Origin of the sequence: Acetobacterium paludosum, assembly GCF_008086595.1 — a bacterium.
GTDB classification, from domain to species: domain Bacteria; phylum Bacillota; class Clostridia; order Eubacteriales; family Eubacteriaceae; genus Acetobacterium; species Acetobacterium paludosum.
This window is the reverse complement of sequence record NZ_RXYA01000008.1, coordinates 34,744-47,707: the sequence shown is the minus strand read 5'-3', so window position 1 is coordinate 47,707 and position 12,964 is coordinate 34,744. Positions and strand designations below refer to the sequence as shown.

Below are 12,964 nucleotides of genomic sequence, written 5' to 3'. Positions count from 1 at the left end.
ACCCTTCGACATATACATCAACCGCGTATATACTAATAGGTGAAATAAATCACCCAATTGCGACCGATTTTCCGGGTAGTTGTAAAAAAAATAGCGTCAAAACATTTTAGATAGTTTTGCCTGTCTACCACTCACTAATTCACCCACGATCCCATCTTTACAAAAAAATAAGTTTGATAATTTTTTGATTAAATGAATTTGCTATCTGCATAATATAATGATAAAATTATGCAGATAAATATAAGATTAGGCAGAAAGGAAATCAATATGAGAGAATTTAACTATAACCGTATTCCCAAAGAACTTTTAAATACAGAAACCATTAATATGGTGTCTGCTATTCACGAGTACAAAGGTAAACAGGAACTTTTTATCGAAATCAAACCTGACATTTTAAATCATTTACTTGAAATTGCTAAAGTGCAGAGTACCGGCGCTTCTAACAGAATTGAAGGAATTTACACAACAGATGAACGTCTGATTGAAATCGTTCAGAAAAAATCGGAACCACGAAACCGATCTGAAGCTGAAATCGCTGGTTATAGAGAAGTTCTTTCCATAATTCACGAAAGTTTTGAATATATTCCACTGTCTCCTAATATCATTTTACAGCTTCACAAAATGCTCTATAGTTTTCATCCAACAACAGATGGTGGAAATTGGAAGAATAATGATAATGTTATTACCGAGATAGATTTATCAGGTAATAAATCTATCCGCTTCCGTCCACTCAGTGCGTTTGAAACACCGAATTCAATGGAAAAGCTTTGTATTGCTTACCAGGAAGCTTTTGAAAAAAAAGAGATTGACCCATTGATACTTATTCCTATGTTTATTTTAGACTTCTTATGTATTCATCCTTTCAATGACGGTAATGGGCGAATGAGCCGACTTCTCACGCTATTGCTTTTGTACCAGTCTGGTTATATTGTTGGAAAATATATCAGCCTAGAAATGATTGTTGAAAAATCAAAAGAAACCTATTATGAGGCGCTAAAAGACAGCTCTGATGACTGGTTAGCAGGTCAAAACACTTATCTTCCTTTTTTTAGATATTACTTGGGTTGCATTTTAAATTCTTATAAAGAATTTTCAGAACATGTTCACTATCCAAACAAAAAAGGTATCACTAAAGGAGAACGAATCCGTCTTGTTTTTGAAAAACATATTGGAACATTGAACAAGAAAGAAATTTCTGAAAAATTACCAGGTATCAGTCAAGCTATGATTGAAAAAACTTTGAGTGATTTGGTTAAAGAAGGATATATAAAGAAAATTGGTTCTGGTAGAAATACAACATATTCTCGCACATTAAATAAAAGTGGAAGATAACCTTTTGAATCAAAGCTTTTAAAATCAGAAATTGCCGTATTGGACAATAAACTCAATATATATAAGGAAATTAAAAAACAGCCGTTCTTTTTTTACCTTTTTTTTAGAGTGACCCTTTAGAAATAGTTGAAAATGTTAAAATTGGGGTAGATGCTTTTAATGGATGTAATACTTTACCTACGGATCAATCGTTTTTTAGTTCTAGTAATTAGAATTTTTAGTTCATACCATTTAATTCTTGATAGAGATTCTTCGCATAAGAATCGGTCATGCCACAGATGAAATCGGTCACCAGAAGTAAACGCAAATATAAATTATTGACGGGATCATCTGTTTTTGACTTCAGATAATTTTCTTTATAATTTTCTGAAATCAAGTCTGTTAAATTGTGCTCAGCTTTGGTTTGTTTATACATCGGATTGGTTTCGGTATCTTCTTTATAATAGATAATTGCTGGGATGAACTTATCGAGCAAGGAATATAAGATACTTTGAGCTGCCAACTCAAGTTTTGTTATGCTCGGTGTTGAATAGACGAATTCGTGCATAACACTTTTTAAAATACAGATAGTTGCACCATGGAAAGACTCTTCGAAAATATCTTTTTTAAAAGTACCTTCCATAATTTCCGTATAAGAATGGGTAAAACCATAAGCCGCACAATACAGGAGCCAATCTCGGACATGACTGAGCCAGTTTTGAAAAATCATAATTTCTTTACTATGCTCTTTTTTGAATTGTAGCTTTAATTCATCAAAATATTCAATCAGTAAATTTGATTTTTCTATTTGTACCTTAGTAAAAAGACCGGCTTTTTCATATTCGCGAAGTTCATTTTCAAAGAACTCAACAAATGTATCAATTGAAAAGAAACCTTTTTTAAAGGCATCCTCAAGATCAGCGGTTGCATAGGCAATATCATCGGCGGCTTCAAGAATGAAGGTAAGCGGATGACGATAATATATTTGATTGATTTTTGTCTCGGTAATATCAGCGATCTTTGAAAACTCCTCGTTTTCAGACAGATAATAGCCGATCTTATGATTTTTGACATCAGGATCTTTTTCGTCAAAAGTCAAAGAATCAACCGGGTATTTCACAATAGTATTCAACACAGATGCGGTTAAGTTCAATCCAAACTCACTATCGACATGGTGCAGTTTAATAAGCAGGCGAAGGGCTTGAGCGTTGCCTTCAAAATTATATAGATCATTTTTCATGTGTTTCGTAAGACTATCCGTCAACGTTTTATCTTTATAGGAGTAATTGCCCAGATTGTTTTTGAACCAGTCTCGAATAATGACTTCACCGAAATGGCCAAATGGAGGATTGCCAATATCGTGCAGCAGCCCGCTGCACATCGCAATATCGGCAGCTAAGACGGCTTGATCTGAAGTGATTTTATAGGGTGTGTCTTTTTCGTAAATGGTAATATTTTTGGTGATCATTGCCGTCAACTGTTTAGCCAGAGATGATGTTTCGATCGAGTGGGTCAGGCGGGTTCGGACAAAATCACTTTTATCTAAAGGAAACACTTGGGTTTTGTCCTGCAAGCGCCGAAATGAGGCACTGTTAATAATCCGCCAATAGTCTTTTTCAAATTCACTCATATAATATTTTTCAGGATCATAAGGCGGATCTATTTTTTTGCCAATTCGAGTATCTGCTAAAAGTTTTTCCCATTCCATACAAGTTCCCCTTTTAATAATAAAAAATTCATTAAAGCTATTATACCAGAAAATATTTTTTATTCCTAAGGGTTTATCTGTCAATTTTATGAAAGAGACAGTGTATATTTGGTTAATAAATACTTGATTTAAGTTAAAAGATAGAATTCACTGGTATTCTTAACCAGAATAACTTTTGCACTAAATACAATTATCAAATTAACAAAAAGTTAGAAATCTAGAATATCAAGAGGTAAAGTATGAAGAAGAAAATATTAATGAGTATAATGGCCATCGCCTTATCAATGACGATGATGTCACCGGTATGGGCTGATTCAAAAAGTGCCTGTGTGGCCATCGGGGCAGATAACACCGAAGCGCAGCTAAAAACGGTCTATGGATATTTTGGTATCAGCAGAGGAGCTGTTGAGGAAACCGTCGTGACGAATGCCGATGAGCGTCAATATTTAGGTGGACAGGTCTCTTCTGACAAAATTGGAAGCCTTGCACTATCCAGTGTTTATGTGCAGGAAAAAACCAGTGGCGGCATTGAGATAGAAACCAAAAATATTGATTGGGTAACAGAAGATATGTATAAAGCGGCATTGACTACCGCCGGAATCACGAATGCCAAAGTAATTGTTGCGGCCTATACTCCCGTTTCCGGTACGGGAGCCTTAACGGGGATTTATAAAGCTTATGAAGCTGCGACGGGAACCACTTTGGATGAAGCCGCCAAAACAACGGCTGTAGATGAAGTCGTTGTAACTGGCGAACTGCAGGATGCAGTCGGAGACGATGCGGTTAATATTATAAACAGTTTAAAAACTGAAATTGCGCAGACAAAGGGTATGAGTGATGATGAAATTCGTCAGCTTATTAAAGAAACGGCAACAAAGTATGATACGACGCTGACGGATGATCAGATTGAAGAGATATTAGGCTTAGTCAAACAATTTAATGAATTGAATATGGATCCGGATACATTTGTAAAACTGCTTGAGGCAAGCCAGAAATCAGCAGGGTTCTTTGACCAGATACAAAGTTTTTTCCAGAATTTCAGTGATTTTTTCACTAATCTTTCATCCGGAAAATGAGAAACTAAAAATAATGGATAATAGAAAAGTATTATAAAAGTTGAAAGTGGGATAAAAAATGAAGCTCATAAAATTATTTAACATTCAAAACAATGATGTTATTACGATTACCGGAGGAGGGGGAAAAACCTCCTTGATGTTTGCCATTGGCAGAGAATTATTACGGGCGGGAATAAAACACGTGTTAACGACAACAGCAAAGATTTGTATTTCTGATGTGGCGGCGGATCAATGCATCATTAATGAAGATATCACAGCGGTTCTTCATCAGATTGAGCAAGAACCGCAAAAAGAGTGGATTATTGGAAAAGACCTACTGGCCGGTCAGAAAATTTCAGGATTTTCCAATGACGAGCTGCTTTTCTTACAGAAGTCATTGAGTCCGGTTGTTATTCTTAACGAGGGCGATGGCTCTAAAAGAAAGCCGTATAAGTTTTACAATGAATATGAACCAATCATTCCCAGTTTGACAACCAAGATCATTCATGTGATTGGAGCAGAGGTTTTATTTCAAAAAATAGATGATGAATATTTTCACCGGGCCGAATTGTTTGAAGATGAAGAAGAAGTTTTTGATGAATTTGTTTTAAAAAAAGTTTTGGAAGCGTTCATAAAAAATAAATTGGAACCAGAATATGGAAAACTGCCAAAAATACTTTTCATTAATAAAGCCGACCAGGATAATTTGGAAAAGGCCCGGATGATGGGAAAAATCGGAAAATTAATCTTTGATCAGAGCTTCATCGGCTCTTTGAAAGAAGGTTGGGTGGAGGAATGTTAGTTCTTGACAAAGACAGAACAATTTAAACAATAAGGTCTGATTGCGAAGTTTTATCGCAGTCAGGCTTTTTTGATGAAAGCGCTGACTTATGAATTAAGAAAACGCTATCAATAATTATTTAAGCTAATTAATACAATTGATATGATACAATAAACCGATTCAAAAGTGCTGAATTATGGCTGCAGATGTACTTGACACAATAACTAAGAAAGCTGTTTTTGAAAAATAAAAAAAGGAGAAATAGATGGACACAATAATGTATCTCATTAATTTTATTATGCATCTTGACCAATCGTTATACGGAATAATACAAAACTATGGATTTTGGACATATTTAATATTATTCATTATTATATTCTGTGAAACCGGATTGGTTGTTACCCCATTTTTGCCAGGAGACTCTTTAATATTTGCTTCAGGCGCTTTGTCGGCAATGGGGTCACTTAATGTTGTTGCTTTTTTCATCACATTTTTGCTGGCGGCAGTGATTGGTGATACCGTAAATTACTCGATCGGTAAAGCCATCGGAAACAAAATTTTAGAAAACGGAAAAAATAAATTTGTAAAAAAAGAATATATTGTCAAGGCTCATAAGTTTTATGAAAAATATGGTTCACTGACAATCGTCATCGGAAGATTTATTCCGATTATCAGGACTTTCGTTCCATTTGTAGCCGGTATGGGGGAAATGCACTATGTCAAGTTTATCGGCTACAATATATTAGGCGGATTCTTATGGGTAACCTTATTTTTAACCGGCGGTTATTTATTCGGCAATATACCGATTATCAAAGACAATTTTACCTTTGTTTTAATTGCTATTATTGTCATATCAGTACTTCCAGCCTTTGTTGTTTTTCTTAAAGAAAGAAAAAATGCCGATGCACAGGTTTAGTTAACTCCCGGTGTGTTATTAAATCTAAATTTAAAGGCTAATACGTTATCTTGCATACTGCAGGATAATGTATTAGCCTTTAAAAGTTTGATCTTTTTATTTTGCTTCCCAGAATTTTTCAGCTTCTACTTCCATTTTTTCAAGCCGTGTATAATAGTCGGGAAACTCATTTAAATGGGCCAATGCAATTTTTCCGGTAACAAAAGGGTCATCACCGGTTACATTGGTATGAGAATCACAGGTTCCATGTTCCAGTTCGACATCCATTCCCATTCGAAATTGTTCAATATCGAATTTACTCCAATTGATGCCAAGCATTCTGCCAGTTTCTTTTGCCTGTTCGGTTGTAAACACTTTTTTTTCCGACATAAAAATCACCTCTTCTAAAAATTTTAAATATGACGATTCTAATCGTGTCATTTTTTAATTAATCTGATTATATGCATATTGTGCTTTTTTGTCAATCGGTCAAATTAACGACTAGTTTCTTTTTGGCTTGAAAAATTTAAGGTCGGAAAGATTCAATATCTTCTTTCAAAACAGCTTTCTTTTTTAACCTCAAACCGGGAATGAAAGAAATAAGCGATCCGGTAATGATTAAAATAATCCCGACAGTCATGTTGACTGTGATGACATCATGTAAGATGATCAGCGCCAATATGGGGGCAAGGACGGGTTTAATAAAGAATACCAGCGAGGCTGTTGCGGCAGAGGTTTCTTCCATCGCGAGAAAATAAAAGGTATAGCCGAGTCCGGTAACAAATATGCCAACATAGATCAAGCCGGGAAGCGTATGGCCGTTGATTCCCTGAAGAATCGGAACACTGGCAAATGATTTTAAGCCAATCTGGGTAAAAAAAACAGAAACGACATTTATTCGCGTAATGAAAATCAATAAAATCATTTCCATACTGCCAAACAAAAAACTGAAGCAAGTTAGGGCGATACCACCGAATCGTTCGCTGTACTTACGTCCGACGACGTTGTATAAGGCAAAGACGATGGCAGCGAGAATGGTTAAGGTCATGCCGAGCATGCTATTAGCACCAGACATGTGCCACGGGTTAATAATGACGATAATGCCGATCACGCTGATAATCAGAGAAACAATCGTGTATTTGTATATCTTTTCATGTAAGATAAAATAGGCGAACAGGACGACGAAGACGGGGTTACAGCTAAACAGAACCGCCACAATGGATGCGGGTGAATAGACAATTGCCATCTGGTATAGTATCATGCTGACCATAACGCAAAGGAATCCCGTCATGGCAAAAAAATAAAAGTCTTTGGCTTTCAAATGGACATTTCTGTTGCGCAGTCCTTTGATGGCAAATGGCATTAGAATAAATGAACCGATCAGAAAACGCAGAAATGTCAACTGGACCGGATTGAATGCATTAGAAAACATTTTCAGCGCAATTTCCATTGAGCTGAATAGAACCGTTGATAAAACAATGTAAAGATATCCTTTTTTCAAATTTTTTCTCCCTAAATTAAGCAAATGTTTTGCGAAGTGCTTTCTTGATGAATGTTAACTTATATATTATAACCCAATTTAGGGAGGGGAAATATGATTTTTTGTTTTTTTTGCTTTATAGATGGACAAAGGGATTAAAAGTGATAAGACTGACTATCTGCTTTCCAGCAGCGGCAGAGCGGCCGCTAAGTCTTCATCCACCTGGTTTTCGGCTAATTTTGCAAGTATGATTTGGGGATCCATTTCCAGAATGGTGCGATCAGAACCGTCAGTTAAACAAATAATACCGGTAATCGCTGAAGAAACACTCACCGGTTGGATGTCCTTTAAACTGATTTCCAAGACACTGACGAGTTTTTCAACTTGGATGGCAATCATTTCCGTATCCGAAAGCTTAAGCATCAGCAGATGGGTTGCGTTGAGACTTGGCTCATTTTTGTCAAAAAGAGCGAGAGCGTCAACAACGGCGTAATAGCTTTCATTGAATTCCACGGCACCGCGGATGACACTGTTTGTACCGGGGACCGAAATTGCTTTACTTGCTTCCAGTGCCTCGACGACATAAGACTGTTCCAAACCGTAAACCTGTCCGTTGATGACAAAGGTTGCCAGTTTCTTAGATTCAGCACTCATCGAAAAGGCAAAATCGGATTGTTCGATTTCTTTGTATACTGCTTTTTCCGGTGGCATTTCTGAATAATTCGCCATCTTTTCAAAAACAAAAGCGATCACATCGTTTTTGTATCCATCTGAGTTTTTATATTCCCGATAACTGGCAGAGCAGGCACACCCGATTGAATAGTAGCAGTTCTCATAAACCAGAATTTCAGATCGGGTATTGCCATTGGAAACAGTGAAGAGCTCATCCGGCAGATTAAGCATTTCGCCAACTTCATAGGCATCATTGGTGGAGGAGATGATTTTTTTATTTCTGTCTGCAAATACGGCAAAAGTATCATTATCGGTGTTGAGAGATTCCTGTAAGATGGTTTTAAATTGGTCTTCACTGTCGAAGACAATACCGATACCGCCAACGGTTCGGCTGCTGTTATTGAAATCAGTAATGGAGGCACCATAAATATAGGTATGGCGATTATCATATAAATCGGATTTTTCAAATGGCGATACAAAATATTTTTCAGGTTGTGAGTTCATTAGTATCTCACTGATAAAAGGCGTGGTCAGTGTTTTGCCAATATCCTCCGAATGGTTTGGATTGGAAACGGCAACAATGGTCCCGGTTAGATCAAAAACAAATATATTGCTGTAAACAGTATAAAGATCATTGATATAGGATAAAATATCAGTCAATTTATTTTGGCTGGTAGGATCTATTTCATTTTTTGCCAGGATCCGACGAATGGTTGAATCCAATGCCCACCAGCGACAGTCGTTGGCACGTTCGTATAGATTTCGATCCATAATGTCCACACAAAGAGAGGCAAGAAAGCCGGTATCAACAAGACTAGTGGATACAACCGTTGAAAACAGGCTTGAAACCGAACTTTCAAAAAGATTGCTGGTATTGGTTCCGATGCGACCGATTGCTCTTAATATGGGCTTCAAACGAGAATATTCGGCATCAATACTGTCATCCCGGGCTATAATTTGACCATTATAGACAATGCGTTTGAGCGAACCATTGATCGTTTGGGTTTTATTGATAATCTCGTTAAGTTCAGTGGAAAAAGAATCAGCCTGACGCATCAGTCCGGATGAAACGGTTGAATCAATATTATTAAGATTGCGATTATCTCGGAAGGCAAGGCGAAGCGGCAACATGACATGCCCCTTCCAACCCAGACCGAAGTATTTTTGATATCCCTGGGTAGAAATGGTTTTAGAAATGTAGTCGGAACCGCGGTAGTAGACAACGCCATTCTCGCCGGATTCAACCGATTCAACGTTGATACCGATGGGAACATGATTTTCATCACTGCTGGCAATAACGGTATTGGTATCATCAATAATCGTTATGACCGATCCGTCATAATCATTGGTTAGTTTCTCGAAAATCTGCTTCATTTCATTTTCAAAGCGAAAACACAGACAGATGAGACCAATGGTTTCCGAGGTACCTTCTTTACAGATTCGGCTTGAAAATATATGAGAATTCTTCTCCCCATACTGCAATTTAGAGTTCTTAAAATATTCAACAAAGTTCTGTTCGCCACTCATGGTTTTGGTAAGATTCGGGCCTTTGATCCTTTTGCCCAGAATATTGTTCTTTTCATCGAGATTTGCCAGCACCTGATAGTTTCGATCAAGCACGATGATGTCTTCGTAAACGGAATATTTTGCCACGTATTCGCGCATCCGGCTCAGAATAACATTGCGGTCACTATCGGTTCGTTCATCGTTTTCAACAAAGCGCCGAATATCATCGTCGGTGGCTAAAAAACCGATATCAGCGGTTCTTTCAAAAAGGTTTCGAATCAGGATATCGATGGCTACCTGAGTTTTTGAAACGATCTTCTGCTCCATCTTTTTTAATTTTTCAAATACCAGAGTATCAATGAGTTCATGTTGCAAATCACAAAAACCATTTTGTATTTTTGTCATATTGGGAAGGACACTTTTTGACTGGATGGGACAATTGATTTCAGACAAAAGTTTAATATTATCCCATTGATCATTTAAGTCAGAAATACTTTTATTGCATTCCTGGACATCCGGCATGTTGTTAAGAAAGTCACTTTGTTTGTAAATTATCATCAATATTCTCCTGTTTAATAAAAAGATGCTTAGTGGTAAAAATATCCCAGTTTAAGCATCTTTGCTATATTATTTAGTATTAATGTAGCATTTTCTTCATCAGTTTGCAAGGCATTTAGAGAAAATAAAAGGTTTGCATGATCAGTCATTTGTGGGAGCTACGCATTATTTTTCAGTTAAACATCAGATTTTCTAAAAAATCTAAATCATTTTGGCCGGGCAGCACAATACTGGACAATTTGGCGTCAAACACCAGGATATGTTTTTTTTCAGTATCAAACTTTGGCCAGCCGATTAGTCCTTTATAGGCTTGTTTAAAATTGGGATCTCCAAATTTTATAAAGTTCGTCCAGGATTGCTGCATAATCCATGATAGTTTGCTGATTTTAGTGGCACGGCGCTGACCGATTCCATTGCCAAAAACGAATGGCAGTTCCATCCCATGAGCCGTGTTTAAACCGACAATTTTTAGAATCGCCGGATCATAGTCAAAATTATAAAAATATACATCTAAGCCCAGATCGGCATATTTCTTAGCCATCATTACCATGCCAATTAAAAAAGCCGAATGGGTATAGATTTCCAGCATTCGCGCTAAGGGGGAATGGTCGTTGTCGACTTTAAAATAATTCATGACGGCAGGCGCATGCTCCGAACCAAAAATATGATAGCATAGCATTTCATAAATGCCCAAATTGGTATGCCCCTTGATAAATAAGGTCGATTCGTTCGTGTTATAACCAATCAGAACTTTTACTTTGTTGACTTCGCCATTTTTGAGAGCGGCCACCGGGTCTTTGGGAAGCACCACGCCGTCGTAAACCGGCCAAAAGCCGAAGGCATTCGGTACGGTCGACTGATCGGATTTCACCATCGATAGGGCCGCCAGCATTTCGCCAGGCAGAGACCTTAGCTGGTCCAGACCTTCTCGGGTATCTTTGATGCCATACAGTTCACAAAAAAGATGGCCATTCGCCATAGTTTTTTTTAAATCCCCACGATTGAGCATGGCAAAGGCAGGAACGGAAAAAATGGAACCGCTTTCGACCACGGCCTGATGAAAAAGTCCTTTGGCAAGAGGTGAGAGCATCAGCGCAGTGACGCTGTAGGCTCCGGCGGATTGTCCGCCGATGGTCACCTGGCTGGGATCGCCGCCGAAGGCTTCAATGTTTTTTTGAACCCAATGAAGGGCCTGAATTTGATCCAGGATGCCGTAGTTTCCGGTTGTCCCGGATTCTTCCAAAAGACCTTGGGTCGCTAGAAAGCCAAGCGCTCCCAACCGGTAATTGATGGTTACCACCACCACCCCTTCCTGAGCCATTCGAAAGCCGTCATAAACCATGTCGGAACCGGAACCGGTGGCAAAGGCGCCGCCATGGATAAAAACATAAACCGGATATCGTTTTTCAGGTGTGGTTGCCGGGGTCCAGACGTTCAGAAACAGACAATCCTCGCTTTTCCCTTCCATTTGATAAGTGCCGGGGGAATCAATGGTAATGCCGCCCATTTGCAGGGAAGCATTGCCGGGTTTTAAGCACTCTCGGATTTCTACCCAGGGCGGCAGCGGCTCTGGGGCCTTAAACCGGTGATTGCCAATTGGCGGCAGGGCATAGGGAATGCCTTTAAAGCTGGTGATGCCCTTGTGAAATTGTCCCAGCACCGGACCGCAGGGGGGATTGAGTATCGGCCGCTTGGGTATCTTGGGTTTATCGCTGTTTAAAAATGACATTCGTTTCTCCTTATCGGGCTTTGGGTATAGTCGCGATGATAGCAATAATTATTTTCATAAAATAAATTGTGCAAATCCGTGGCCCGGCAATCGTAGTATAGCATTTTTCTTTGATCGGCGTTCAAACAAGATTCGCTTTTTTTAAGATTTGTCAAAATCGGAAGGTCACTGTGGGTTTTGATTTTTTTTAGAATGGCTTGTCCGGTTTTGTTAAAGCCGAGAACGCGCAGGTAGGGAAAAAAAGCGTCGGCTTGAAGGGTCGCTAAGGTTTGCTGATGCAATTCCAAAACCCGATTGCTTAAAATCCGGAGGACCCGGGTTTTGGGAATGCGTTTAGAAATAATGGCATTCACTAATTCATCCAGGGTTTCTGCAGTTTTAACGGCATCCCTAATTTTGTGCTCCAAACCTTCCGAAACATAGGGGGTGCTTTTGAGATGATAAACATCCTGAGAAAGAATCTGGAGGCGCAAGGCGTTCAAAAAGCGTTCATCACCGTCAAGATGATAATTTTGTTTTAAAGGGCAGAATAGTTTTTCAACCGGGTAGGGAAGACTGCGGGATAAAGCACTTAATGTTGTTTTTTCAGATTCGGTTTTAGTCAGCGCATCTTTGAGAATGTTACGGATTCCGCTGGCGCTGAGATAGTCAGAAGTTGCCAAACTATGATAACCGCAGCCCTGACGTGGTACGGTCAGGGGACTGATTAAACTATGAGTCCTGTAAAGAGACTTAAGGTATTCAATCGCTAAAATATTATTAGGGGTTCTCAGCAGTGTGCTGGCTTCGTTTCCCAGCAGCTGGTCAATAGCGATCATGCGGGCTTTGGGAAAGGATACCCCGGCGGACAAAGCTTCCTTAAGAACGGATTTAAATTCAGGCGGTTCCGCAACTAAGAATTTTGCCAGGTTATTCAACGGGTCTAAGGCACCGCCCTCGGAACCAAAAGAAAGCACATCACAGACACGGGTGGCATTTAAAATTTTTATCCCGCCGCTGGCAAAGGCCTCGGCACTTTGGCAGGCATAGGCAACGGGCAATTCACAGACAAGATCCACCCCGGAGGATAATGCCAGTTGCGTCCGTTCCCACTTATTAAGGATAGCAAAGTCGCCGCGTTGCGTAATGCTTCCGCTCATCAGAGCCATCACGGCATCGCATTGACTCCTTTTTTGGGATTCGTTAATTTGCCAGGCATGGCCTTTATGAAACGGATTATATTCGGCAATAACACCAAGAATTTTCACAATAGCCTCCCTTATGTTAAAA

General features: G+C 38.9%; 10 protein-coding genes. 4 read left to right on the top strand and 6 right to left on the bottom strand.

Annotated elements, in window-relative coordinates; genetic code table 11:
• Positions 1–267: 267 nt before the first annotated feature.
• Complete coding sequence (locus tag FZC41_RS09505; RefSeq protein WP_148567179.1) at positions 268–1,332, top strand: Fic family protein; 1,065 nt, start codon at positions 268–270, stop codon at positions 1,330–1,332.
• 217 nt (positions 1,333–1,549) lie between these two features.
• On the opposite strand, the gene FZC41_RS09500 is transcribed toward FZC41_RS09505, so the two are convergent.
• Complete coding sequence (locus tag FZC41_RS09500) at positions 1,550–3,019, bottom strand: deoxyguanosinetriphosphate triphosphohydrolase (protein WP_148567178.1); 1,470 nt, start codon at positions 3,017–3,019, stop codon at positions 1,550–1,552.
• 239 nt (positions 3,020–3,258) lie between these two features.
• On the opposite strand from FZC41_RS09500, the gene FZC41_RS09495 reads away from it, so the two are divergent.
• The 3 genes from FZC41_RS09495 (at position 3,259) to FZC41_RS09485 (ending at position 5,771) form a co-directional block, all read left to right on the top strand.
• The gene (locus tag FZC41_RS09495; RefSeq protein ID WP_148567177.1) at positions 3,259–4,095 is read left to right on the top strand and encodes a DUF1002 domain-containing protein; all 837 of its coding nucleotides are present in this window, start codon (positions 3,259–3,261) and stop codon (positions 4,093–4,095) included.
• Between the two features lie 58 nt (positions 4,096–4,153).
• Positions 4,154–4,876, top strand: a complete 723-nt coding sequence (gene yqeC / locus FZC41_RS09490) for a selenium cofactor biosynthesis protein YqeC (RefSeq protein WP_148567176.1) — start codon at positions 4,154–4,156, stop codon at positions 4,874–4,876.
• Between the two features lie 244 nt (positions 4,877–5,120).
• On the top strand, positions 5,121–5,771 hold the full coding sequence (locus FZC41_RS09485; RefSeq protein WP_148567175.1) for a DedA family protein: 651 nt from the start codon (positions 5,121–5,123) through the stop codon (positions 5,769–5,771).
• Between the two features lie 96 nt (positions 5,772–5,867).
• Here FZC41_RS09485 and FZC41_RS09480 read toward each other — a convergent pair whose 3' ends face one another.
• The 5 genes from FZC41_RS09480 to FZC41_RS09460 all read right to left on the bottom strand — a co-directional run bounded on the left by FZC41_RS09480 (position 5,868) and on the right by FZC41_RS09460 (position 12,942).
• Positions 5,868–6,140, bottom strand: a complete 273-nt coding sequence (locus FZC41_RS09480; RefSeq protein ID WP_148567174.1) for a DUF5661 family protein — start codon at positions 6,138–6,140, stop codon at positions 5,868–5,870.
• Positions 6,141–6,276: 136 nt separating this feature from the next.
• Positions 6,277–7,251, bottom strand: a complete 975-nt coding sequence (locus FZC41_RS09475; protein WP_148567173.1) for a DMT family transporter — start codon at positions 7,249–7,251, stop codon at positions 6,277–6,279.
• Between the two features lie 153 nt (positions 7,252–7,404).
• Positions 7,405–9,966, bottom strand: a complete 2,562-nt coding sequence (locus FZC41_RS09470) for a chemotaxis protein CheW (RefSeq protein WP_243136688.1) — start codon at positions 9,964–9,966, stop codon at positions 7,405–7,407.
• Between the two features lie 172 nt (positions 9,967–10,138).
• Entirely contained in the window at positions 10,139–11,695 is a 1,557-nt protein-coding gene (locus FZC41_RS09465; protein WP_148567172.1) for a carboxylesterase/lipase family protein, read from the bottom strand.
• Positions 11,683–12,942, bottom strand: a complete 1,260-nt coding sequence (locus FZC41_RS09460; RefSeq protein ID WP_170253937.1) for a tRNA(Met) cytidine acetate ligase — start codon at positions 12,940–12,942, stop codon at positions 11,683–11,685. The genes FZC41_RS09465 and FZC41_RS09460 overlap by 13 nt, the downstream gene beginning before the upstream one ends.
• Between the last annotated feature and the right edge of the window lie 22 nt (positions 12,943–12,964).